General features: G+C 45.6%; 18 protein-coding genes, 1 tRNA gene and 1 pseudogene. 12 read left to right on the forward strand and 8 right to left on the reverse strand.

Annotated features, from left to right (window positions below; translation table 11 throughout):
• Positions 1-106: 106 nt before the first annotated feature.
• The 3 genes from ACQ31U_RS12610 to lptF all read right to left on the reverse strand — a co-directional run bounded on the left by ACQ31U_RS12610 (position 107) and on the right by lptF (position 2,571).
• Positions 107-191: transfer RNA gene (locus tag ACQ31U_RS12610), tRNA-Leu, on the reverse strand.
• Positions 192-385: 194 nt separating this feature from the next.
• Complete coding sequence (lptG, locus tag ACQ31U_RS12615) at positions 386-1,462, reverse strand: LPS export ABC transporter permease LptG (RefSeq protein WP_431052607.1); 1,077 nt, start codon at positions 1,460-1,462, stop codon at positions 386-388.
• Between the two features lie 2 nt (positions 1,463-1,464).
• Positions 1,465-2,571 carry an LPS export ABC transporter permease LptF gene (gene lptF / locus ACQ31U_RS12620; protein WP_431052609.1) on the reverse strand — a complete coding sequence of 369 codons (1,107 nt, stop codon included), beginning with the start codon at positions 2,569-2,571 and terminating at the stop codon, positions 1,465-1,467.
• A gap of 175 nt (positions 2,572-2,746) precedes the next feature.
• Here lptF and ACQ31U_RS12625 point away from each other — a divergent pair, with 175 nt between their 5' ends.
• Complete coding sequence (locus tag ACQ31U_RS12625; protein WP_431052611.1) at positions 2,747-4,243, forward strand: leucyl aminopeptidase; 1,497 nt, start codon at positions 2,747-2,749, stop codon at positions 4,241-4,243.
• Positions 4,244-4,513: 270 nt separating this feature from the next.
• Here ACQ31U_RS12625 and ACQ31U_RS12630 read toward each other — a convergent pair whose 3' ends face one another.
• The 3 genes from ACQ31U_RS12630 to ACQ31U_RS12640 all read right to left on the reverse strand — a co-directional run bounded on the left by ACQ31U_RS12630 (position 4,514) and on the right by ACQ31U_RS12640 (position 9,210).
• Positions 4,514-7,615, reverse strand: coding sequence for a beta-galactosidase (locus tag ACQ31U_RS12630; protein ID WP_431052613.1), 3,102 nt, complete (start codon positions 7,613-7,615; stop codon positions 4,514-4,516).
• 75 nt (positions 7,616-7,690) lie between these two features.
• Positions 7,691-8,176 carry a YhcB family protein gene (locus ACQ31U_RS12635; protein WP_431052615.1) on the reverse strand — a complete coding sequence of 162 codons (486 nt, stop codon included), beginning with the start codon at positions 8,174-8,176 and terminating at the stop codon, positions 7,691-7,693.
• 122 nt (positions 8,177-8,298) lie between these two features.
• Complete coding sequence (locus ACQ31U_RS12640; RefSeq protein WP_431052617.1) at positions 8,299-9,210, reverse strand: AraC family transcriptional regulator; 912 nt, start codon at positions 9,208-9,210, stop codon at positions 8,299-8,301.
• Positions 9,211-9,333: 123 nt separating this feature from the next.
• On the opposite strand from ACQ31U_RS12640, the gene ACQ31U_RS12645 reads away from it, so the two are divergent.
• From ACQ31U_RS12645 to ACQ31U_RS12670, 6 genes and pseudogenes are all read left to right on the forward strand, one after another.
• Positions 9,334-10,491, forward strand: a complete 1,158-nt coding sequence (locus tag ACQ31U_RS12645) for a prolyl oligopeptidase family serine peptidase (RefSeq protein ID WP_431052619.1) — start codon at positions 9,334-9,336, stop codon at positions 10,489-10,491.
• A complete protein-coding gene (locus tag ACQ31U_RS12650) occupies positions 10,488-11,897 on the forward strand; it encodes a sugar porter family MFS transporter (RefSeq protein WP_431052621.1) in 1,410 nt (469 codons plus the stop codon). Before ACQ31U_RS12645 ends, ACQ31U_RS12650 begins: the two co-directional genes overlap by 4 nt.
• Before the next feature lie 208 nt (positions 11,898-12,105).
• Positions 12,106-12,534: a 50S ribosomal protein L13 gene (gene rplM, locus ACQ31U_RS12655; RefSeq protein WP_431052623.1), complete on the forward strand. Its 429-nt coding sequence runs from the start codon at positions 12,106-12,108 to the stop codon at positions 12,532-12,534.
• A gap of 16 nt (positions 12,535-12,550) precedes the next feature.
• The gene (gene rpsI / locus ACQ31U_RS12660; protein WP_034612860.1) at positions 12,551-12,943 is read left to right on the forward strand and encodes a 30S ribosomal protein S9; all 393 of its coding nucleotides are present in this window, start codon (positions 12,551-12,553) and stop codon (positions 12,941-12,943) included.
• A gap of 1,870 nt (positions 12,944-14,813) precedes the next feature.
• Positions 14,814-15,661, forward strand: a pseudogene (locus ACQ31U_RS12665) (reverse transcriptase domain-containing protein); the annotation flags it as partial.
• A 153-nt stretch (positions 15,662-15,814) separates the two neighbouring features.
• Positions 15,815-16,426, forward strand: coding sequence for a group II intron maturase-specific domain-containing protein (locus ACQ31U_RS12670; protein ID WP_431054348.1), 612 nt, complete (start codon positions 15,815-15,817; stop codon positions 16,424-16,426).
• Between the two features lie 247 nt (positions 16,427-16,673).
• On the opposite strand, the gene ACQ31U_RS12675 is transcribed toward ACQ31U_RS12670, so the two are convergent.
• Together ACQ31U_RS12675 and selD are read right to left on the reverse strand one after the other, a co-directional pair.
• Positions 16,674-17,585: a Dyp-type peroxidase gene (locus tag ACQ31U_RS12675; protein ID WP_431052625.1), complete on the reverse strand. Its 912-nt coding sequence runs from the start codon at positions 17,583-17,585 to the stop codon at positions 16,674-16,676.
• Between the two features lie 51 nt (positions 17,586-17,636).
• Positions 17,637-18,722, reverse strand: coding sequence for a selenide, water dikinase SelD (selD, locus tag ACQ31U_RS12680; RefSeq protein WP_431052627.1), 1,086 nt, complete (start codon positions 18,720-18,722; stop codon positions 17,637-17,639).
• Positions 18,723-18,976: 254 nt separating this feature from the next.
• Here selD and ACQ31U_RS12685 point away from each other — a divergent pair, with 254 nt between their 5' ends.
• The 5 genes from ACQ31U_RS12685 to oppF all read left to right on the forward strand — a co-directional run bounded on the left by ACQ31U_RS12685 (position 18,977) and on the right by oppF (position 24,557).
• Positions 18,977-20,620 (forward strand): ABC transporter substrate-binding protein, encoded by a 1,644-nt coding sequence (locus ACQ31U_RS12685; protein ID WP_431052629.1) that lies wholly within the window; start codon positions 18,977-18,979, stop codon positions 20,618-20,620.
• An 86-nt stretch (positions 20,621-20,706) separates the two neighbouring features.
• Positions 20,707-21,627, forward strand: coding sequence for an oligopeptide ABC transporter permease OppB (gene oppB / locus ACQ31U_RS12690; protein WP_431052631.1), 921 nt, complete (start codon positions 20,707-20,709; stop codon positions 21,625-21,627).
• Positions 21,628-21,637: 10 nt separating this feature from the next.
• Positions 21,638-22,558 carry an oligopeptide ABC transporter permease OppC gene (gene oppC, locus ACQ31U_RS12695; protein ID WP_431052632.1) on the forward strand — a complete coding sequence of 307 codons (921 nt, stop codon included), beginning with the start codon at positions 21,638-21,640 and terminating at the stop codon, positions 22,556-22,558.
• Positions 22,559-22,578: 20 nt separating this feature from the next.
• On the forward strand, positions 22,579-23,553 hold the full coding sequence (oppD, locus tag ACQ31U_RS12700) for an oligopeptide ABC transporter ATP-binding protein OppD (protein ID WP_431052634.1): 975 nt from the start codon (positions 22,579-22,581) through the stop codon (positions 23,551-23,553).
• A 14-nt stretch (positions 23,554-23,567) separates the two neighbouring features.
• Positions 23,568-24,557 (forward strand): murein tripeptide/oligopeptide ABC transporter ATP binding protein OppF, encoded by a 990-nt coding sequence (gene oppF / locus ACQ31U_RS12705; protein WP_431052636.1) that lies wholly within the window; start codon positions 23,568-23,570, stop codon positions 24,555-24,557.
• The last annotated feature ends 20 nt before the right edge of the window (positions 24,558-24,577 follow it).

Here is a 24,577-nt window from a genome sequence, read left to right on the forward strand (position 1 = left end):
TATAGCAAAAATTAATGCCGAATTGATTTAGATCGTGAATCTACCGGCTTTAGCACATAAAAAAGCCCCTATCTTTCGATAGGGGCTTGATGATTATATTTACCAGTGGTGCCTAGGGCCGGACTCGAACCGGCACACCCGAAGGCGGTTGATTTTGAATCAACTGCGTCTACCAATTTCGCCACCCAGGCAACGCTGATAAACATAATCGCTGTCAGTGGTGCGCATTATACGGCTATCAAGCCAAGTTGCAAGCGCAAAATTTAAAATTTGCATTCGTTCGCTTTAATTTTAGACAACTTGCTTATTTCTTATTAAACACCGCACTTTTTTGTTTACATCTCATACAGATATTCGTCTTCAAGTGCGGTTTGCCCGTCAAAAATCAGCTCGGTTTACGTTTTAATAACCACCAAGTCAGTAATAAAAACAGTAAACTTGGCAAGAGTGCGCCGATAATCGGCGGAATATTAAACACCACCGTGACACGCCCGAACGTTTCGTTAATCACATAAAACGCGAAACCAAAGACAATACCGGTCACAATGCGCGCGCCGGTGGTAACGCTGCGCAGTGGTCCGAAAATAAAAGATAATGCCAGTAACATCATCACCGCAACCGACAACGGTTGGAACAACTTGCGCCAATATAGCAATTCAAATTGTTTTGAATCCTGCCCGCTCTCTTTCAGGAACGTCGCATAATTATTCAAGCCGCTAATCGACAATGAACTGGCTTTCAGGCTGACCGACAACAGTTTATCCGGGGTAAGACTGGATTGCCAAACGTGGTTTAAATAGTTACGGTTTTGAATGCTATCGCCTTCAATCACCGTTTCGCTCAACTGGTTGAACACCCAGTTGCCATTCTGCTCGTTATAGTTTGCTTGATTTCCCTGTTGCATGACTTTCAGTCGGCGTTCATTGTCGAACTGATAGATATAAATATTATTCAGGGTGTTTTCATTGTTCACATGCTGAATATAAACGAAATTATTGCCGTCACGCGCCCAAATACCGTTTTGTACCGATAACAGCGATCCGCCGGAAATCGCTTGCGAACGCATATTACGCGCAAACTGTTCGGTTTGCGGAATCCCCCATTCGCCGAGCAGCATAATCGCCAAAATCAGCGGAACAGCGGTTTTAATCACGGATAAACCGATTTTTAACCGGGAAAAACCGGACGCTTGCATTACCACCAGTTCGCTATTGGCGGCAAGCGCGCCCAGACCGATTAACGCCCCTAACAATGCCGCCATCGGGAAAAAGGTTTCAATATCGCGCGGTATGGTGAGCAAGGTGTAATACACCGCTTGCAAACCATCATAACTGCCTTTGCCGACATCACGGAACTGTTCGACAAATTTAATAATCGCCGACAAACCGACCAACATGAACAATGTCACCAGGATTGTCGCGAAGATTGTCCGTCCGATATAACGATCCAATACACCAAACATAATCAATCCTCTACTGCCGAGTTGGGAGAAAACAGATGACGGACACGATACATAAACGCACTGTTCCAACTATTTAACATGATTGCAATGAATAAAAAGGCAAAATGCACCAACGGAATCCACACCCCAGCCTCCGCTTTGCCGCTGGTTCCCGCCGATTTGAGCGAGCTCAAGAGGAGAAAATAGATTAAATACAGCAAAAGTGCGGGCAACATTTTGGCAAACCGTCCTTGGCGCGGATTGACTTTGCTCAGGGGAACGGCAAGCAATGCCATCAACGGCACGGCAAGGACTAACGAGATCCGCCACCACAGCTCTGCCCTTGAAGCGGCCGAATCTTCGCTAAGCAGTTGATTCAGATTCAACCGCTCGATTTTATCGCTTTGCGAATCAACATTGGTAAACGTCAAATAAGCCTGATAATCGTCAAAATGGGTGATTTTAAAATCCGGCAGAATCGCACTGCCTTCATAGCGTTCGCTATTATTCAGTTTCAGGATTTGATCGCCGTTGGGCAAAGCTTCCAGATTACCGTTTTGCGCCACCAACACCGACGGTTTGATATTGCCGCGTTCGCGCATTTGAAACAGATAAATATTTTCTAAGGAGTTAGCCTCGACCTGATCGATAAACAGCACAAAATTACCGTCGTTGTTGCTGATAAATTGTCCCGGACTTAACGCCGACAGCGTCGGGTTGGCCTTTGCCTGCTCCAACATATTCACCTGCTTCTCGATTGCCCAAGGCGACAACCAAAAAGCATTATATGCCGCCAACGCAGCCGTCAACACCGACAGCAATAACGCCACGCGCATGAGAATCCGCTGTCCGACACCGCAAGCGCGCATGACGGTGATTTCACTGTCGGCATAGAGCCGCCCCAATGTCATCAAAATCGCAATAAACAAACACAGCGGCAACATCAATTGCGCCATAGTCGGCATACCCAAGCCCAACAGCGAAAAAACCAAATCCGACGGCACATTGCCATTCACCGCCGAACCCAGCACGCGCACCAATTGTTGCGCAAAGAAAATCAACAGCAAGATAAACAAAATCGCTATCTGGCTTTTGAAAATTTCTTTGGTTAAATATTTAAGTAAGATCACAAGCAACCCTTTTGGTGTTTTATCTTAAAATTCTTGCTATCTATGACAACAGAAAAGCCAATACCATAAAAATCACGACTTTTTTACTTGTTCCAATGTCATTCAGCATAATAAATCGTATAATGATACCCTTATTTTCATAACCACAACAATAAAAATATTTCCGGAGAAGCCAATGCAATTTCACCTTACCGACAACCCGATTTCCGCTCAAAACAGCGATTGTGTGATCGTTGCCGTTTACAAAAATCAACAACTTAGCCCTGCGGCACAGCAGTTGGATCAACTTAGCCACGGCTATCTTGCCGACTTGTTAGCCGATACCGAAATCGAAGGCAAAATCGGACAAACCCTGATGTTACATCATGTCAAGAATAGCCCGGCTAAACGTATCCTACTGGTTGGCTGCGGCAACGCTGACGAAAGTTTAAACGAACGCCAATATCAACAAATTATCAGCAAAGCCTTTACCGCACTTGCTGCCGGCAACATTCAAAGTGCGGTCAGCTTTTTAAATGAAGTCGAGGTCAAAAAACGCGGTATTTATTGGAAAGTGCGGTTTGCGCTGGAAACCGTGCAGCAAGCCCGTTATCAATTCGACGATTTCAAAAGCAAAAAATCCGACGCGCGCCAAGCCTTGCAAAATCTAATGTTTGCGGTGGCAAGCGATGACCTGGCGAAAGCACAGCAGGCGCTACAGCACGCCAGCGCCATTGCGCAAGGAGTGAAAGCGGCAAAAGACGTGGCAAACTGCCCGCCGAACGTTTGCAATCCGGCGTATTTAGCCAATCTTGCGCAAGAATTGGCGGCGCAATCGGATTTGGTGAAGACCGCCATTATTGATGAAGCGCAAATGGCAGCGTTAAACATGAATGCTTATTTAGCGGTATCGCGCGGCTCGCACAATCCGGCATTTATGTCGGTGATCGAATATAAAAACCACCCGAATCCGAACGCCAAGCCGATTGTGTTGATCGGCAAAGGCTTAACCTTTGACGCCGGCGGGATTTCGCTAAAACCGGCGGCGGAAATGGATGAGATGAAATACGACATGGGCGGCGCCGCCTCGGTTTACGGCGTGATGAAAGCGGTTGCCGAGCTGAAATTGCCGTTGAATATCACCGCGATTCTTGCCGGGTGTGAAAACCTGCCGGACGGCAACGCTTATCGCCCGGGCGATATTCTCACCACCATGAACGGCTTGACCGTGGAAGTGTTGAACACCGACGCCGAAGGGCGTTTAGTGTTATGCGATGCCTTAACTTATGTCGAACGTTTCGATCCGGAAGTGGTGATTGATGTCGCCACCCTGACCGGTGCTTGCGTGGTGGCATTGGGGCAACATAACAGCGGCTTGGTTTCGCCTGATGACGAATTGGCGCAACAATTGGAAAAAGCGGCGGCGCAAGCGCAAGATAAAGCATGGCGCTTGCCGTTAAGCGAAGAGTATCAAGAGCAATTGAAATCCAATTTTGCCGATCTCGCCAATATCGGCGGACGTTGGGGCGGTGCGATTACCGCGGCGGCATTCTTAGCCAACTTCACCCAAAAATACACGTGGGCGCATTTGGATATTGCCGGCACAGCATGGAAATCCGGCGCGGAAAAAGGCGCAACCGGTCGCCCGGTATCGTTGTTGGTGCAGTATCTGTTAAATAAAGCGGCAGAATAACGATCAATTTTACATCGGCTAAGAACAAAAGTGCGGTTTTTATGATCTCCCTCCGCGTGCGGAGGGAGTAGCATTTTTCACAAGAAAAATGGGGAGGGAGGGATAATGTGAAAATGCAGCATATTCATTTTTAACATTCTTTATGCCTCCCTCCGTCCTTCGGACACCTCCCTCCGTATACGGAGGGAGGGAAATTATTCGAGAAAGCGACTTTGTCATCAGCCTGAAAAGTGCGGTCTTTAAACCGCACTAAGCCGCACTTTTGTGTTTTTATGCCAAACGTAAGCGATAACGATATTCTCGTTGTGTCAGCTGATATTCCCTGTGCACACTCGGTGTCCATGAATCATCACCGCCCACGCCCATGTGAAAACCATCAATCCGTAAATACACGCACGGATCGGCGACCAAGTCACAAGTATGGCGTGCTTGGGCTAAATTTTGCCGGCTGAAACGGCTGACGGCAAAATGGAAATGTCCGCGCACATTCAGGTTGGCGAAATTCAGTTCGCGCACATCGCAACGCAAGCCGTTTTCACTCGGGAAAATATAATTGGTGTGCAATTCGAATTGACTGAGATCGTATTGCCCGATGTGCGCGGCATTTTTGCGATCCGGGTAATTTTCATGCGGCCCTCGCCCGAACCATTTCACACGGCTGTCATTGTTGACTAACGCCATTTCAATCCCGACCCGCGGTAAGGACGGCAAGCCGTCGGCGACTTCAATTTGAATATCCAGATCCAACTCGCCTTGTGCGTTGATACGATACAACCAGCAACTTTTTAACAGCAATTGATCTTGATAATAGTAACCGTGCGTGGCGTGAATTTGCACACAATCGGATAGCGGCTCAAGGCGAAAATCTAGACATTTTTCGTTTAACGACCACAAACCGGCGGCTTGCCAGCGGCTGATCCACGCATTCGGATCAATATGTTGCGCCTCACTTGTGCCAATATCGTTATCCAACGGCGCACGGTAGAAATTATTGCGCAGCGGCTGCGCCAGTTGCTCCTTTCCTTGCTTTTGCCAACGGGTGAGTAAACCGCACTTTTTATCAAAGGCGAAGCGAAAATCTTCGCCTTGCACTTGCGCCTGATCCGCACTTTCACTAATCAACGGCAGCTCAACGGCGTGATCGGATACAAAGTGCGGTTCGCTCAACGCAATCACTTCCGGCAGCACAAACTGTTCTTTCGCCACGCAAAAACCGTTTTCCGCCCACATCTGTGTTTGATTTAAAATCACTTCCACATCAATCAGATACAAAGTATCCGGCAGTAAATGAATATCCAACGGAATACGGATGGTTTGGCTGCCTTGCGGTGGCAAATTTAAGCCGCTGTAATTAAAACGAATCGGGAAACCGTTGGCGCTCAATTTCCAATGTAGGAAACAGTCTTTCACCGTTTTGAACAGATATTCGCTGGTGACGGTCAATTCATAGCCCTGCGCCGCTTTTTCCAATTTAAATTGGAAAAACTGTTGTGCTTTTTTCACTTCCGCCATCGCCGGGTGCAACGTGCGGTCAGGGAACAGCAAGCCGTTAATACAGAACTGGCGATCATTAATCTGATCGCCGAAATCGCCGCCGTACGCCCAATACGGGTTGCCGTCTTGATCGTATTTGGTCAGCCCTTGATCGACCCAATCCCAAATAAAGCCGCCTTGCAAGCGCGGATATTGGCGGAATGCCTGCCAATATTGGTTGAAGTTGCCGGAACTGTTGCCCATCGCATGGGCATATTCGCATAAAATCAACGGGCGTTGTTCGTCGGGCATGGAAATGGCTTTTTTAATTGCCCATTTGGTGACGGCTTCGGCAGCGAAGAATTGATCCTGTTCGACGCGCGCATACATCGGGCAAATAATATCGGTTGCCGCCGTCATCGCGCCACCGCCCTCGTATTGCACCGGGCGGCTCGGATCGCGCTGTTTCAGCCATTGATACATCGCATGATGATTATTGCCGATCCCCGATTCGTTGCCCAGAGACCAGATAATAATACCGGCGTGGTTTTTATCGCGCTCCACCATGCGTACCACCCGCGCCAAATAGGCATTCAGCCAGCTCGGATCATCGGATAAATGGCGCATTGGCGATTGCCCGTGGGTTTCCAAATTGGCTTCATCGACCACATATAAGCCGTACTGATCGCACAGTTCATACCACGCCGGATGATTGGGATAATGGGCGCAGCGCACCGCATTGAAGTTGTTCTGTTTAAGCAGCAGAATATCTTGCCGCATATCTTCAACGGTGATGGCATGTCCCCGTTCGGGGTGGTGTTCATGGCGGTTCACGCCGCGAATCAGCAACGGTTTGCCGTTTAACAACAGTTGTCCGTGTTTGATTTCCACCTTGCGGAAACCAATATCGTAGGCTTCGCAGTCCAGTAGCTTATTATTCTCGTCCAACAAACTCACTACGCAGCGATACAAGTACGGTATTTCCGCCGACCATGGCTGCACCTCTCCCACACTGACAGTTTGTTGAAGCCGATCTTGATAACGCCCTTTTTCATCAAGCGCCGCTTGTTGCGCGAATGAAGCAACTTGCTCTAACAAACAATCTTCGCCGTTAAACAGTTGCAACCGTACTTTTGTCTGTTCCGCCGCATTGCGATTAAATCGGGTTTTGACCGTCAATGTACCGTTTTGATAAACCGCATCTAAATCGGCGTGAATCTCCACGTCGGCAATATGCAAGTGCGGTTTACTCAACAGGGTCACATCACGGAAAATACCGCTCAGCCACCACATATCCTGATCTTCCAAATACGAACCGTCGCTCCAACGCAACACCATCACCGTCAGCTGATTGCCGCCGGCATGTACAAAGTCGCTTAAATCAAATTCCGCCGCCACACGGCTGTCTTGCGCATAACCGACCCAACGCCCGTTACACCATAAATGGAATGCGCTGTTGACCCCGTCAAAATTGATCCGCACTTGGCGTTGCAGCCACTTTTCAGGCAAATGAAATAGCGTGCGGTAACAGCCGGTCGGATTATCTTGTGGCACGAAAGGCGGCTTATCGTCAAACGGATAGCGGATATTGGTATAAATCGGATTGTCCGCTACATTCGGTTGCAACTGCCAGTTGGACGGCACGGCAATCTTCAGCCAGTCAGTATCATCAAAGTGCGGTTGGATAACCTCTTCAGGCACGGCTTCCGGCTTGGCAAACAGTTGAAATTGCCACACGCCGTTTAACGATTGTTGATTCGGCGACGGCGTTTTGCCGACCGCACTTGGCACATCGGGATAGGCTCGTAACGGCGAATGTGCCGCCAAGCGGGACAAGGATGAAGTGACTAACTGATTTTGCCATTCTTTTGCTTTGATGATTTCATTAAACTCACGCATACCGCACTCTTAACAGGTTTAAATGGATAAAAATAAAGGCAACGAAACGCTGCCTTTTAAATCGCTTGGATAAGATTAAGCTTCTTTGCTTTTCAATAAACCGGAAGAACCTTTCGAATAATCTTTCGGTTGATCTTTGCCGGCAACGTCTTCTACTGCCGTCGCTTCCGCTGCGACTTTATCGCCCGCCGCCGTATCGGCAGCTTCCGCTTCTTTTCCCCCCGATTCCAACAGCGGATTTTCCTCAAAAATCGCTTTCGCTGTGGTTTCCGGCAACAGAGCGACCGAACTTTTCGCCAAATGTTTATATAAGCGCTGATAATCTTGCGCCATCGATTTCAATAAATCCGCACTTTCGGCAAAATGCTCCTCAATTTTCGCTTTTTGCTGTTCAACCTCGGTTTTGACCTGTTTCAACTCCGATTCGGTCTGCACCTGTTTGCGCACATTGCCGCTCGTGGCACGAATCAAAAAATACGCCAACACAAAACCTATCACCACACCGATAAAGCCGATCAACCACGGGTTACCTGTGATTGCCGAATTTGCTGCTGTTTCCATACACTCCCCCTCAAATTTTAAATGTAAAAAATAGCATAACTGGTTGAAAGTATAAAACGTTATGCCGATAAAGCTAAACACTAAATCCAATTTTTTTAGATTTAGATCACGAATTTCATCATTTAATTACGCGTAACTTGCCGAAATCGCTGACGATACTGCTTTGGCGTACATTGGCTTAATAGATAAAACTGCTTAGAAAAATAACTTAAATGGTTAAATCCGCTATTGAGTGCAATCTCAGTAATGCTCAAAGACGTATTCACCAGTAAGGTTTGGCTCACTTCAATTCGATAAGCATTTAAAAATGACATTGGGCTTTGTTGGACATATTTTTTAAATAATTTACAGCAACGGCTACGGCAAATATGTGCCGAGGCAGCAATACTGTCTAATCGCAATGGATGCATATAATTTTGATGGATAAAACTGGTCATTTTTTTCTGCAATACAATTTCTTCAGGCTCGTCCCCATCGCCCTGATTAAGATAATTCCTTACTAAATTAAACCATTTATGCCAACATTGGTAAGCCACTGCCATACACTCCATATCAATACCATCATCCGATTGCTGCGCTTGTAAATGTAAATTTCCCAATGTTTCAATATCTTGCAAAATAGCCAAATGGGCGGGTTCTTCAAAAGATAAATAATTCGCTTCCAGTCGTTTGGTATTAATGACCGGTTCAACAAATTTTTGGAATAACGTTTTTTCAGCACTAAAAATCATAGGGTTAATTAAAACACAAATAAAATCACAATCTTTTCCGGATAAAGAGTAACCATAGTGCATTGCTTTCGCATTCACAATAATACCATCCCCTTTCTTTAAAACAAAGGTCTTCCCATTCACATAATAATACATTTCGCCACTTAAAATTTTAATTAATTCAATATCTTCATGCCAATGGCATAACGCTTTCATGTCATTAAAATCGGATAATTTATTACATTGAATACCTATACGAACGTAAGGTAAGTAAGATTGAATAATTTCGGCTTGGTCATTCATTAGTTTTAACGTAATTTTCATAACAAGACCTCTTATAAAATACGATTTTTATAAAAATTAGCGAAAATTGTGTTAGAAAGCGATGTTTCTGCTCTGATAATATTATACTAAGAAATAAAAAGAGAACAATCAATAGGTGATAAAATGAAATCCAATAATCCACCCGATTTTTATTGCGAATGCTTGCCTATAGCCAAAGTTGATATACTTGGGGAGAGAATTACGCAATTCAAGTTACGTTTTTCAAGTCCCATTTCTGGAATGCCGCTATTTAATACAAATAGCATCGCTATTTTCCTAGCAAGCGAAAATACAGACAACCAGTGGGAAAAGCTATCTATTGCATATATTGAACAACGTAATGCCTCAGCAATAACGGTATTTATCAAGCAAGCATTGAACGACTCAATCACAAAAACATTAAAATTTGATCAAGTGCAGTTTCGACAACAGCGTTGCCATATTCAAGTTAAAATCAAATTTAAATTTCAGGTCAAAGATATATTTCACAGGGTATTAAAAGTGATGAATTTATTACCGATTCAACATATAGAAATAGATAAATGCCAACACTCATCATTTAACGATTTGGATTATAACCTCTATGTTCCTCACAAAAACAACACAAACCACCCATTAATCATTTATCTACATGGCGCCGGGGAAGGCGGTGATAATCAAAGTCATCTTATTGCTGATCGTGCCGTTGCAACGTTTACCGATCCTGCCATACAACAATTCTTTGATTATCCTTTTATTCTTGCGCCACAATGTCCTGATTTTTGGTTGAAAGAATTTAAATTAAATGGAATCACTTATTTTGGAAAACAAGATTACACCGCCACGCTCATTTATTTGATTAAAAATATTTTTTTACAACATCCACAGATTGATAAAAAACGCGTTTATATTATCGGCGCGTCGATGGGAGGTTATCAAGGATTAAGATTACTAGCGCATAGCCCTGACTTATTTAGCGCTGGCATTATTGCTTGCCCGGCTGAAATTCCAAGTAACGAGTTATTAGATAACTTAAATAATATACCGATGTGGCTATTGCATAGTAGAAAAGATGAGGTTGTTCCGGTTAAAAATACCGAATACATCATTAACTATCTAACTCCTAAAAATCCTAATCTTAAATATCAATTCTTTTCAGATATTATCATTCAAAACCTCAATCTTGATCCTCATTGCGTTTTTTTATATCTCTATGAGAATATTCCGAATATAAATGGAATATCTATTTTTCAATGGTTAAAACAACAAATTGGCAAGCCCAATACAAGGAGCATTTTATGAACAACGGTAAAAGCACGCTAAGTGCGGTCATCTATATTTCTATTATTGCCGCACTTGGTGGATTTCTATTCGGATTCGATACGGCGGTTATTAGTGGCACAGTTGAGTCTATCCGTAGTGAGGAATTTGGTTTTGGGCTTACATCAGGTGAATTAGGATTTGCCGTTGCCTCTGTATTAGTCGGATCTGCAATTGGTGCGTGGTATGCTGGTCTCGCGGCCATACGTTTTGGTCGAGTAAAAGTCATGTTAGTTGCCTCGGTGATGTTTTCCATTTCTGCAGTCGGCTCAGCGCTTGCCGTGGGTTTATGGGATTTTTCAGTTTGGCGATTAATCGGCGGTATTGGGGTCGGCATTGCCGCGGTAATTGCGCCCGCTTATATTGCCGAAGTTTCTCCGGCACATTTACGTGGACGTTTGGGCAGTTTACAGCAACTTGCTATCGCTGTGGGTTTATTAGTGTCCTTCATCTCTAATTATCTTCTTGCTAACATTGAAAATTCTCCTAATGCCGAATTATGGGGTGGTTTATTAGCTTGGCGCTGGATGCTGTTAGTCGAAATTTTTCCAGCCATGCTATATGGAATTATGGCGTTCAAATTACCCGAATCACCTCGTTATCTTGTTAGCAAAAATAAATTAACCGAAGCAAAGCATGTCTTAATCAAATACACCGGTGAGACGGCTCCGGATGCCAAAATTCACAGCATTCAGCAAAGTTTGGGGGATTTAGATGAAATTATTTCGATTAAAAACGTACTCTCATCAAAAACACTTTTTGTTCCGGTTGTTTGGATTGGAATTTGTTTTGCTTTTGTTGCGCAATTCACTGGAATTAATATCATTTTATACTACGCCTCTTCACTCTGGAGTGCGGTCGGATTTTCCCAATCACTCTCCTTTGCCGTTCCTATCGGTACAACAATGATCGGTGTATTGATGACTATTGTCGGTATGTTATATATCGATAAAATTGGGCGACGCAAATTACTGCTGATCGGCTCAATAGGTATGGGGATCTCTCTTTGGATTACTGGCTTTATTTTTATGAGCGCAGACAAAAGCGCAAACGGCTTAGCATTACCGGCATATCTGTCTTGGGCGGCCTTAATCAGTGCGCATATTTTTTATATTTTCTTTTGCGGCACTTGGGGGCCTGCTATTTGGGTGGTTTTAGGTGAGATATTCCCAAACCGCATTCGAACAACCGGACTTGGCATTGCCATTTGTGCAAACTGGATTGGTAATGTTATCGTCACATGGACATTCCCACCGATGTTACAAGCCTTTGGGCTTGCGCCGACTTATTTATTTTACGGGGTCTGCTGTATCGGCTCATTTTTCATGGTTAAATGGCTTATTCATGAAACTGGTAATCAAGAGTTGGAAGATTTGCCTCAGCGTTAAATTAATATGAGCCTTTTAGCCCATATTTTTCGCTAAAAGGTTCGCTTTTTGAAATCGTTTCCTATATAATCTTGCGACCCTGTATTACGACTGGTTTTCCCGCCGCGTAAATGTCATTGAGTTCTCACTCGAAGGGGTGCAGCAATCAATTTGAGGTGTGTCTAATATTAGACACAGGGTTTAAAATTTTTATATTGGTAATCATTTAATGAAAACTTTTGTAGCAAAACCGGAAACTGTAAAACGTGACTGGTATGTAGTTGACGCGACCGGTAAAACTTTAGGTCGTTTGGCTACTGAAATCGCAAGTCGCTTACGTGGTAAACACAAAGCCGAGTACACCCCGCACGTAGATACCGGTGATTACATCATCGTGATTAACGCTGAGAAAGTTGCCGTAACCGGTAAAAAACAAAGCGATAAAATCTACTACTGGCACACAGGCCACATCGGTGGAATCAAACAAGCGACTTTCAAAGAGATGATCGAACGTCGTCCTGAAAGCGTGATTGAAATTGCGGTTAAAGGTATGTTGCCTAAAGGTCCTTTGGGTCGTGCAATGTATCGTAAATTAAAAGTGTATGCGGGTGCCGAACACAGCCACGCTGCGCAACAACCACAAGTATTAGACATTTAATCACGGGATCAAGATTATGGCAGAGAATCAAAACTACGGCACAGGCCGCCGCAAAAGCTCTTCAGCCCGTGTATTCATCAAACCGGGTACAGGTAAAATCACTATCAACCAACGTGAAATCGACGTTTATTTCGGTCGCGAAACTTCACGCATGATCGTGCGTCAACCGTTGGAATTAGTTGAATTAACTGAGAAATTGGATCTATACATCACTGTTAAAGGTGGTGGTATTTCAGGTCAAGCCGGTGCGATCCGTCACGGTATCACCCGCGCTTTAATGGAATATGACGAAACTTTACGCCCTGCATTGCGTGCAGCCGGCTTCGTCACTCGTGACGCACGTCGTGTTGAACGTAAAAAAGTGGGTCTGCGCAAAGCACGTCGTCGTCCACAATTCTCCAAACGTTAAGTGCGACAATGTCGCACTTATGGTGTGCAAGTTATTGTTTTTACAAAGATATTTTATCGGAGTATAGCAATTCTTGCACGCAGTTGCAAACCTTTTATACGAGGTTTGCAACAACTTTTCAAGTACCCCTCGGGGGTACTTGGGAAGCCAGACAAAGAAACGAGGCGTTGCCTAAGATCTTTGTTCTAAGTTGGATTAGTAAATAGACCAATTTATGTGTAACTAAGGTATGATCTTCACTTTGATGTCGTCCTGAGTAGTCAAATACTCAAGGTTAAGTTAAGAAAGCAAGATCCAGTTAAGAGCTTACCCATAGCTCCTTGTCATAAATCCATATTTACCGCCTACTATAAATAAAGCCCAGAGGTTTACGAGCACGATGAAACTAAACCTACAATATAAATTGGTAGTTTATATTGGTAAGTGCATACTTCAAACATGACCGATTAAATCGGTTTGCTTTACACATTATAATCTCTTTTTCTCTGTTAAGGGGGATAGAGATGTCAATAGCATTACACTTTATTTTGATACAACATCAAGATAAGGTTATTATTGCTCAATTTTCAGTTATTTCATGTTTATAAATTGTATTTATCTCATCAAGAAGAGCGGCTTAGCTGTATCTAAATTTTGAGAAAATGAAATGCGTATGCTGAAAATAGGATATAAAACAGTAAAGTACGAAGTTCTCGGCAACATTGGGAACAGGAAGAAGTAAATAGTATGCAGACAAGACTTATTTATGCTGTTTAGGTGTGAAAACTTAGTAAGTGCATAAGCTGTTATTATCATTGTTACGCTCGGTATAACGAGAGTGTAACCTGCTATATGACTGGCAGTAGCCTAGGGGCAGTGCGGTTTTGGTAACGAAACGGTACGAAGCGTCCTGACAATGTAACCCCTCCTCGGAGGTTGCCGTTTATCGTGAGATAACGGGAAGAGAATGTTGAACAGTACAACATTCAAGGTGCTAGGCTGAATAGAAAGATAAACGTAAGTGAACAGTTGATAAACCTCGTAATGAAGAGAAAGCCTACGACTGTTATTGGCTTTGACCAAAAGGTATGCGGTTGGTTATTCCTCTTTAACGTGGGAATACGTCATCATCAAACCGTCGGGGGACAGACTGTATCTTCACTATTCGTGTGGTAATAACGGAAATTGGTAAGCCTGTATTTTCGCCCTGTCCACAATTCTCCAACCGTTTGAAAAGAGCGGCAGGGGAAATAAGGGATAAGGCAGGTAAAGCGTAAGCAATGCTGTTGAAAGTGCAGGTAAGGGAGGTTGGAGAAAGCGAATGCTTTGCTGTAATGGCAGGGATAGGGTATGAAATATGACCCACCCGAAAGGGGGCAGACTTCCAACTGGTCTTTCATCGCAAGATGACGGGCAAATTCCTTTAATGGTTATTGGAAAGTTTGGAGAATTAGCGGTGATTTACCAATAGGTCATTGATAATTGTCGGGAAAACAAACTGATAACAATGTAATAAATAAGGGTAAAACGCGCGTTGGCGCATTGGCTGCCTGAGAAACAGCCAATAATTGGGACGGGAAAACCCCTCTCACCAACGCGACGCTACTCTTTAACCCAACGGTTACAAGAGATGTAAGACTGTCGGTAAAACGATAGTTCCTCTTGTAACTAATCCAAATAATCGTATTGTTATTTGGGCAAGGTTAATTACATTAGGAATTTATCCACTTACCGATGTTTCTTACTGCTTCTTGTACTATCAGGAGCAAGTATGAAAGAGCGAACTCATTCTACTAAGAAAGTATTATGCAGTCCAGCGCCAACGGCTCCGAACATAGCGCAACACTGGCACTCAATTGATTGGGGAAAGGTGCAACGCTATGTTAAAGGAATGCAAGTGCGGATTGCGAAGGCAACACGGGAAAGCGATTGGCGTAGGGTTAAAAACCTACAACGAATGCTGACCCACTCGTTTTATGCGAAAGCATTAGCCGTTAGACGAGTGACTGAAAATAAAGGCAAACGGACTGCCGGTGTGGATAAAACCATTTGGGATTCTCCATCACTCAAATGGAAAGCAATCGACACCTTGTCGGCAAAAGGGTATAAACCTAGCCCATTGCGGCGAGTTTATATTCCCAAACCCAATGGTAAGCAACGACCATTAGGGATTCCGACAATGAGGGATAGGGCTATGCAGGCATTGTATTTACTGGCACTGCAACCTGTTGCTGAAACATTGGCAGATAAAGGCTCATATGGGTTTAGGCTAAACCGTTCTACGGCTGACGCGATAACCCATATACATCAAATATTCACCAAGAAAGGGCGAAAAACCAATCGTCCTGCCGAATGGATATTAGACGCCGATATACAAGGATGTTTCGACCACATCAATCATGATTGGCTGTTAAAACATATTCCGATGAATAAACGGATATTGCATAAATGGCTGAAATCGGGTGTGGTTGAATTCGGGCAGTTAAAACGGACAGAGGAAGGTACGCCACAAGGTGGTATAATTTCCCGACTCTGGCAAATATGGCACTGGACGGGCTCGAAAACGAACTGGCGAAGCACTTCGGTGCGAAAGGCAGTAAACAAATTCGAGAACATAAAACCTACATGGTGCGATATGCCGATGATTTTATTATTTCGGGCAATTCAAAAGAACTACTGGAAAATAAAGTCTTACCTGTGGTGAAAAACTTTATGGCAGAACGAGGGTTATCTCTGTCAGAAAGTAAAACCAAGGTGGTGCATATCGAACAAGGATTTGATTTTTTAGGTTGGACGGTTCGACGTTTGAATCAACGAATCTTGATTAAACCGAGCAAGAAGAATGTGCAAACATTTTATCGCAAGGCAAAAACCATGATTTCTAAGATGAAAATGGCGAAACAAGAAGAGCTGATTTTTGTGTTAAATCCGATGTTACGAGGGTGGGCTAACTATCACCGTCATCAAGTTTCCAGCATTGCCTTTGCCCGAATGGACGCATTGATTTGGCGAGCCTTATGGAAATGGTGTAAACGCCGACATCACAATAAAGGGATAAGGTGGATAAAAGAGAAATACTTTTGTTCAACCGCCACTAGAAATTGGATATTTGGCACAACCTATACTGATCCAAAAGGTGAATTGAAACCGATAGAGTTATTCTATTGCGGATACGTCAAAATTGAACGGCACATTAAAGTGAAACAGGATTATAATCCGTTTTTACCGGAGTGGGAGTTATATGGAGAAGAGTTACATCGTCAGCGGTTGTATAATAAACAATCGCACCGACGACAGTGGCAAGCCCTGTATAACGATCAGAAAGGAAAATGTGCATTATGCGAACAGGCAATAACGGAAGAAACAGGTTGGCACGACCATCATATTGAGTATCGAATGTATGGCGGTAGTGACGCTTTGAGTAATCGTTGTTTGCTACACCCGATATGTCATAGAAAAGTCCACGCCTTGAATTTAAAGGTAGTGAAACCGACTATCACATAGTTAATAGAAAGGCTTGAGCTGTATGCAGAGAAATTTGCCCGTACAGTTCTTAGGGGGCTGAAACGCAGTAATGCATTTTGGCTACCCGACTTTGGAAATTTACCGACAGTATTTATACTGCAAAGATACAAGCCGATCGGGAAAGCAATCGGCTTTTTTGTTATAGCTAAACAGCTCGCTATAACAAAAAGTGCGGTCTGATTCGTTTTTAATCTGACCGCACTTTGCCTACGCTGAAGATGTTACGTTATGCCAGGGCTTTTAACTGTTTAAGCGACGGAGCATAATAGTAACTGCCGCTGACCGCTTTGGTGAAGCCAAGCAAACGGTCGGTTTTTCCATCGGTTTCACCGAACATACTCAACAATTGTTGTTCGATATTGTGCAAGCGTGCGCAGTAGCAGATAAAATACAAACCGTGGGCGCCACTGACTTTACCGTATGGCAGGCTTTGGCGTACCATTTTCAGCCCGGCACCGTTTTCTTTCAGATCCACTCTGCCGACGTGCGATGTATCAGGTACATCATCCAATTCCACGCTATCGGCTTTGGTTCTGCCGATCACACTTTCTTGTTTTTCGGTATTCAGTTTTTGCCATTTATCCAGTTGATGTTCATAACGTTGGGTGAACACATAGCTGCCGCCTTGATCGTTACCCTTGGCGATCAACGCAATTGCTGAGCGCTCCTCTGTGCCTTGCGGATTTTCCGTACCATCAATAAAGCCGGTTAAATCACGTTCTTCAATCCAGCGGAAACCTTGAGTTTCTTCTTCCACCTTAATCGCTGCGGCAAACAACCGCATTGCCATTTGCCCGGCGGAAAAGCAGACATCCTGGCGCAACGCCTGAATATGGATCAGCAAATCACGCTGTGTTGCCGGGGCAGTTAAGTTGCCTTTGCCTAAGGTGGTGAAAGGTTTCAATTCAACCGCACTTTGCTCTTTTTTCAGTTGCTGCCAAACCGAATCGCCGAAAGCCAGCGTCGCACCTAATCCCGCCTCAGGATAAGCCTGCTGCAATTTTTCCAATTCGGTTAAAAAGGGAATCACCGCTTGTTTTAATGCCGATAAATCAATAATCGTCGCTTCTAAAAAAAGCCCCGCTCGGCAATGTTCTAATAAAATCCCGCTCTGCGCTGACGCCGATAATACCATCATTATTCTGTCCTCTTTTATTCGTCTTTATTTTTAGTTAGATAACTTGCGCGATTAACGCACCTCAATCAATACCTGGCTATCGGCATGCCGTGCCAGTAAGCGCCCGATCCGAAACAGTTCAACGCCGTTTTCCGCCGCCAACGTTCTCACCTGCTCTACCGCCTGTGGACGCACGGCAATCAGCAAGCCGCCTGATGTTTGCGGATCGCATAAAACCGCTTGCTGCGCCTCGCTCATTGGCGAAATCAAATGCCCGTAGCTGTCAAAGTTACGTTTATTGCCGCCCGGGATACAGCCTTTTTCAACATAATATTCCACGCCGTCGAGTAACCGCACTTGGTTGAAATCTACTTCTGCCGCGACATTTGAACCTTGGCAGATTTCTGATAAGTGTCCCAGCAAGCCAAAACCGGTGACATCAGTCATGGCGGTAATATCTTCAATCTCGGCAAATTTTGTGCCGATACTGTTTAATTGGCACATCACGTTTGAAGCGAGATTCTGATGTTCCGCTTTCAATTTGCCTTTTTTCTCAGCGGTGGTCAGAATGCCGATACCCAACGGCTTGGTCAGATAAAGTTCACAGCCGGCTTCAGCAGCATTGTTCTTCTTCAATTTCTCGGTATTAATCACACCGGTTACCGCCAAGCCGAAAATCGGTTCAGGCGCGTCAATCGAGTGTCCGCCGGCGAGGGATATTCCTGCCGTCTGACATGCCGCACGCCCGCCGTCCACAATACGCTGCGCCACTTCCGGTGGTAATTTGCTGATCGGGAAGCCCAAAATCGCAATCGCCATAATCGGCTTGCCGCCCATGGCATAAATATCGCTGATTGCATTGGTGGCGGCGATTTTACCGAAAGTGAACGGATCATCAACAATCGGCATAAAAAAATCGGTGGTGCTGATAATGCCGATATTGTTACCAAGATCGTACACCGCCGCGTCATCCCGGCTCTCATTGCCAACCAGCAACTGCGGATCCATAAATTTTTCCATTTCGGTGTGTAAAATTTGATCCAACACTTTCGGAGAGATCTTACAACCACAACCGGCGCCGTGGCTGTATTGCGTTAAACGGATGACATCACTGACCACATGATTGAATTCACTTTCGACAATATTTTGCTCACTCATTTATAATCCTCTTTGTTATTTTGCTTCGACAGGCTAACTAAGCGTATTGTACCCTTTTTTCATTATTTTTTTAGCGAAATGAACAATCTTGCTGAATTTATCATCAATTATTGGTGTTTAACATTTATTTAACGTGATGATTATCAGAATTTTGATCTTTATCCATTTATAAAGTTGTTTTTTATGAAAGAATGCGGTATAGCTATTCACTGAAAAAACACTTCAAAACACAACATTGACAAGGAGTAACTATAATGACTTTCAAACTCTCTCGCTTAAACAGTGCCGTGTTAACGGCTTTAACTTTTGGTCTTGCCACTTCTGCGTTTGCCGCCAATGTGCCTGCCGGAACCGAACTCGCGGCAAAACAAGAGTTGGTTTATAACGTTTCCGCCAACCCGGCAAGCCTTGATCCGGCAAAAATCGAAGGCGATGTCGAAGGGCAATTCACCCGCCAATTGTTTGAAGGCTTGGTCACCTCCGATGAAAAAGGGCATATTTTGCCCGGTGTCGCGAAATCTTGGGATCATTCCGAAGACTTCAAAACCTGGACTTTCCACCTGCGCGACAACGCCAAATGGTCGAACGGCGATCCGGTGACGGCGGAAGATTTTGTGTATGCGTGGCAGCGTTTGGCTGATCCGAAAACCGCCGCCCCTTACGGCACCTATTTGAAATATCTCACCCTGCAAAATGCGGCTGAAATCGTGGAAGGCACAAAACCACCGAGCGAATTGGGCGTGAAAGCGTTAGACGCGCACACCTTGCAATTAACCTTGAATTCGTCGATTCCGTATGTCGATAAACTGGTTGAACACTATGTGTTATATCCGGTGCACAAAGCCACCGTGGAAAAATTCGGCGACCAATGGACGAAAAAAGAAAATATGGTGAACAACGGTGCGTTCAAATTAGACAGCCTGATTGTGAATGAAAAAGCCGAATTGTCGCCGAATCCGCAATATTGGGACAACGCCAACACCGTCTTAACCAAAGTCACCTTGCTGCCGATTGAATCCTCCACCACCGACATGAACCGCTATCGCGCCGGCGAAATCGACATCACCGGTAAAGACGTGCCGCCGGACATGTTCCCGAAATTAAAAGCGGATTTCCCGAACGAAATATACACCAGCCCGATTTTGTGTACTTATGTATATGAAATCAATACCGCCAAAGCGCCGTTTAACGATCCGCGCGTGCGCCAAGCATTGAGCCTGTCGATTGACCGCAACATTATTACCGATAAAGTGTTGGGACAAGGGCAAGTGCCTGCCTATCACTTCACGCCGCCATATATCAACGGCGGTGAAAAATTGACCAACCCCGAATGGGCAAGTTGGGATCAGAAAAAACGCAACGAAGAAGCGATTAAATTGTTAGCCGAAGCCGGTTTCAACAAGCAAAATCCGCTGAATTTCACCATTTTGTATAATACTTCTGAAAACCACAAGAAAATTGCGATTGCGGCAAGTTCCATCTGGAAACAAAATTTGGGCGGCGCAGTCAATGCCAAAATGGAAAACCAAGAGTGGAAAACCTATTTGGATTCCCGTCACCAAGGCAACTATGACGTAGCGCGTGCCGGTTGGTGTTCAGACTACAATGAAGCCACTTCATTCCTGAACTACTACTTGTCCGACAGCAGCAACAACACCGCATTCTATAAGAGCGCCGAATATGATGCGGCGGTGAAACATGCGTTGCTGGCAGACAGCGATGAGCAACGCCAAACCGATTACGCCAATGCGGAAACCTTCTTCAGCCGCGACGTACCGTCGGTGCCGTTCTATCACTATGTGCAACCGCGCTTGGTGAAACCGTATGTGAAAGGCTATGCCGTTGCGCACCCGGGGCAAAACTACTATCTGAAAGATGTGTATTTGATTAAGCAGTAATTCAAGCTTTGAATTCACTTCTCATCTCAAAGTGCGGTACACTACCGCACTTTGTTGATTTCTCATTTACTTTTTAGATACTCATTATGCTGATACTCATTTTACGCCGTTTTTTACAGGCAATCCCGACACTGTTTGTGTTGATCACCATCTCGTTTTTCATGATGCGGCTCGCTCCCGGCAGCCCGTTTTCCAGCGAAAAAAACTATCCGCCGGAAGTGATGGCAAATATTGAAGCCAAATACAATTTGGACAAGCCGATTCATACCCAATATTTATTGTATTTGAAAAACCTTGCGCAAGGCGATTTCGGGCCTTCATTCAAATATAAAGACTTCACCGTCAATCAACTGGTGGCGCAGGCGATTCCCGTATCGTTAAAGCTGGGCTTTTCCGCCTTTTTGATCGCGCTGTTTTTCGGCGTGCTTGCCGGCACGGTGGCGGCGATTAAGCAGAATAAGTGGATCGACTATTTTATTATGACCTTTGCCATGACCGGCGTGGTGATCCCCAGCTTCGTGGTTGCGCCGCTATTGGTGTTGATTTTCGCCATCACCCTGAAATGGCTGCCGGCAGGCGGCTGGAACGGCGGCACATTGATCAACATGCTGCTGCCGATGACCGCACTTTCGCTCTCTTACATTGCCAGCATTGCGCGGATCACGCGCGGTTCGATGATTGAGGTGCTGCACTCCAATTTTATCCGCACCGCCAAAGCCAAAGGCTTGCCAATGCGACGGATTATTTTGCGCCACGCCTTGCGCCCTGCGCTGCTGCCGGTGGTGTCGTATATGGGGCCTGCCTTTGTCGGTATTATCACCGGTTCAATGGTGATCGAAAGTATCTTCGGCTTGCCCGGTTTGGGGCAGCTGTTTGTGAACGGGGCATTGAACCGTGATTATTCGTTGGTGTTGAGCCTGACTATTTTGGTCGGCGCACTCACCATCACCTTTAATGCGATTGTGGATATTTTGTATGCCGTAATCGATCCTAAAATTCGTTATTAAAGGATGTATTATGTTGATTAAACAAGAAAATACCGAATTTATTGAAAATTTGGCACAACAACTGAGCCAACAAGACGAAGTGGAAGGACGCAGCCTGTGGCAAGACGCCAAACGCCGCTTTTTCCATAACCGGGCGGCGTTGGTCAGCCTGTTGGTGCTGTTTATGATTACTCTGTTTGTGGTGTTCGCACCGCTCTTAATGCCGTTTGCTTTCGACGAAACCGATTGGAACATGATGTCGGCGGCACCGGATTTGGAAAGCGGACACTATTTCGGCACCGATTCCTCCGGGCGTGATATGTTGGTGCGCGTGGCGATGGGCGGGCGGATTTCGCTATTGGTCGGTATCGCCGGGGCGCTGATTGCGGTGTTGGTCGGCACGCTGTACGGCGCGACTTCCGGCTATGTCGGCGGCAAAACCGACGCGGTGATGATGCGGATTTTGGAAATCCTGAACTCGTTTCCGTTTATGTTCTTCGTGATCTTATTGGTGACCTTCTTCGGGCAAAATATCCTGCTGATCTTCGTCGCGATCGGCATGGTGTCGTGGTTAGACATGGCGCGGATCGTACGCGGGCAAACTCTAAGTTTGAAACGTAAAGAGTTTGTCGAAGCCGCCATTGTCTGCGGCGTGCCGACCCGACAGATCATCTGGCGGCATATCGTGCCGAACGTGTTGGGCGTGGTGGTGGTTTATGCCTCGCTGCTTGTGCCGGGCATGATTTTATTTGAATCTTTCCTCAGCTTCTTAGGATTGGGCACGCAAGAACCGCTGAGCAGTTGGGGCGGTTTGTTGAACGACGGCGCACGGGCGATGGAATATCTGCCGTGGCTGCTGATTTTCCCAGCACTGTTTTTAGTGATAACCCTATTCTGCTTTAACTTTATCGGCGACGGCTTGCGCGACGCGCTCGACCCGAAAGATCGCTAATAGAGATGTGAGGAAATACAATGACAAATCCGAATTTACTACTCGATGTAAACGATCTGCGGGTGATTTTCAAAACCCACGACGGCGATGTCACCGCCGTCAATAATCTGACCTTCGCACTCAATGCCGGGCAAACGCTGGGCATTGTCGGCGAATCCGGCTCGGGCAAATCGCAAACCGCATTTGCCTTGATGGGCTTGCTTGCCGACAACGGACGGATCGAAGGCTCGGCAAAATTCAACGGCAAAGAGATTTTAAACCTGCCGAAGAAAGAGCTGAATCACTTGCGTGCCGAACAGATCGCGATGATTTTCCAAGATCCGATGACCTCGCTCAATCCGTATATGAAAGTCAAAGATCAGTTAATGGAAGTCCTGATGTTGCACAAAGGCTTGGATCGCAAAAGTGCTTATAACGAATCCTTGGCTATGCTTGACGCAGTGAAAATGCCGGAAGCGAAAAAGCGCATGGAGATGTATCCGCATGAATTTTCCGGCGGTATGCGCCAACGGGTGATGATTGCCATGGCGTTGCTGTGCCGTCCGAAATTGCTGATCGCCGACGAACCGACAACCGCACTTGACGTGACCGTACAGGCGCAAATCATGAGTTTGCTGAATGAGCTGAAAAGCGAATTCAACACCGCAATTATCATGATCACCCACGATTTGGGCGTGGTTGCCGGGATTTGCGATCATGTGCTGGTGATGTACGCCGGGCGCACCATGGAATACGGCACGGCGGAACAGATTTTTTATCATCCGACCCACCCCTACTCTATCGGCTTGATCAATGCCGTACCGAAACTGAACGAAGAATCGCACGAGCTGATCACCATTCCGGGCAATCCGCCGAATTTGCTGAATTTACCGAACGGCTGCCCATTCCAACCGCGTTGCTTAAAAGCCACGGCGCAATGTCTGCAAGCGCCGCAGTTGCAACGTTTCGATCATAATCGCCTGCGGGCTTGTTTTATTCCGGTTACGGAAATGTAGCTTGAGAACACAGTATGCAAAACGAAAATAAACCGTTATTACTCGATGTGAACAATCTCAGCGTTCACTTTAAAATTAAGCAAGACAAAAAAAGCTTTTTCGCCAAACCGCAAACCTTAAAAGCGGTCAATGGCGTCTCCTTCAAACTCTATCAGGGCGAAACCTTGGGCGTGGTCGGCGAATCCGGCTGCGGCAAATCGACCTTGGCGCGCGCGATTATCGGCTTGGTGAAATCCGCCGGCGGCGCAATGGCATGGTTAGGCAAAGATCTGAGCAAGCAAAACGCCAAAGAGTGGAAAGCGTTGCGCAACGATATTCAGATGATTTTCCAAGATCCGCTCGCCTCGCTTGATCCGCGCATGACGATCGGCGACATTATCGCCGAGCCGTTGAAAGTCTACCAACCGCACTTGAGCCGGCAAGAGGTGAAAAGCAAAGTGCAGGCGATGATGCAAAAAGTCGGCTTGCTGCCGAATTTAATCAACCGCTATCCGCACGAATTTTCCGGCGGACAATGCCAACGGATCGGCATTGCGCGCGCCCTGATTATCGAGCCGAAACTGATTATCTGTGATGAGCCGGTGTCGGCATTGGACGTATCCATTCAGGCGCAAGTGGTCAATCTGCTGAAGTCGTTACAAAAAGAGATGGGCTTATCGCTGATTTTTATTGCGCACGATCTGTCGGTGGTGAAGCACATTTCCGACCGCGTGTTGGTGATGTATCTCGGCAATGCGGTGGAGCTGGGCGACTACCGCGCAGTATATCAAGACACCAAGCACCCGTACACCAAAGCCTTGATGTCCGCCGTGCCGATTGCCGATCCGAAACTGGAACGCAATAAGAAAATTCAGCTGTTGGAAGGTGACCTGCCATCACCGATCAACCCGCCGTCCGGCTGCGTGTTCCGCACCCGCTGCCCGCTTGCCGACAGCCATTGTGCGTTGGAAAAGCCGAATTTAATCGGGGATATTTCACATTTAGTCGCCTGCTTTAAAGTATAATTATTTCTTTACTACCGGAT

The sequence above is a fragment of the Testudinibacter sp. TW-1 genome (assembly GCF_050613185.1).
Taxonomy (GTDB): Bacteria; Pseudomonadota; Gammaproteobacteria; order Enterobacterales; family Pasteurellaceae; genus Chelonobacter.

Bases quoted from the DNA above. Each gene is read 5' to 3' on its own strand.
- oppC (WP_431052632.1), top strand. From the start codon at position 21,638: ATGTTGATTAAACAAGAAAATACCGAATTTATTGAAAATTTGGCACAA.
- rpsI (WP_034612860.1), top strand. From the start codon at position 12,551: ATGGCAGAGAATCAAAACTACGGCACAGGCCGCCGCAAAAGCTCTTCA.
- ACQ31U_RS12630 (WP_431052613.1), bottom strand. From the start codon at position 7,615: ATGCGTGAGTTTAATGAAATCATCAAAGCAAAAGAATGGCAAAATCAG.
- rplM (WP_431052623.1), top strand. From the start codon at position 12,106: ATGAAAACTTTTGTAGCAAAACCGGAAACTGTAAAACGTGACTGGTAT.
- ACQ31U_RS12670 (WP_431054348.1), top strand. From the start codon at position 15,815: ATGGCGAAACAAGAAGAGCTGATTTTTGTGTTAAATCCGATGTTACGA.
- ACQ31U_RS12640 (WP_431052617.1), bottom strand. From the start codon at position 9,210: ATGAAAATTACGTTAAAACTAATGAATGACCAAGCCGAAATTATTCAA.
- oppB (WP_431052631.1), top strand. From the start codon at position 20,707: ATGCTGATACTCATTTTACGCCGTTTTTTACAGGCAATCCCGACACTG.
- ACQ31U_RS12675 (WP_431052625.1), bottom strand. From the start codon at position 17,585: ATGATGGTATTATCGGCGTCAGCGCAGAGCGGGATTTTATTAGAACAT.
- oppF (WP_431052636.1), top strand. From the start codon at position 23,568: ATGCAAAACGAAAATAAACCGTTATTACTCGATGTGAACAATCTCAGC.
- ACQ31U_RS12685 (WP_431052629.1), top strand. From the start codon at position 18,977: ATGACTTTCAAACTCTCTCGCTTAAACAGTGCCGTGTTAACGGCTTTA.
- ACQ31U_RS12625 (WP_431052611.1), top strand. From the start codon at position 2,747: ATGCAATTTCACCTTACCGACAACCCGATTTCCGCTCAAAACAGCGAT.
- lptG (WP_431052607.1), bottom strand. From the start codon at position 1,462: ATGTTTGGTGTATTGGATCGTTATATCGGACGGACAATCTTCGCGACA.
- ACQ31U_RS12635 (WP_431052615.1), bottom strand. From the start codon at position 8,176: ATGGAAACAGCAGCAAATTCGGCAATCACAGGTAACCCGTGGTTGATC.
- ACQ31U_RS12645 (WP_431052619.1), top strand. From the start codon at position 9,334: ATGAAATCCAATAATCCACCCGATTTTTATTGCGAATGCTTGCCTATA.
- oppD (WP_431052634.1), top strand. From the start codon at position 22,579: ATGACAAATCCGAATTTACTACTCGATGTAAACGATCTGCGGGTGATT.
- selD (WP_431052627.1), bottom strand. From the start codon at position 18,722: ATGAGTGAGCAAAATATTGTCGAAAGTGAATTCAATCATGTGGTCAGT.
- ACQ31U_RS12650 (WP_431052621.1), top strand. From the start codon at position 10,488: ATGAACAACGGTAAAAGCACGCTAAGTGCGGTCATCTATATTTCTATT.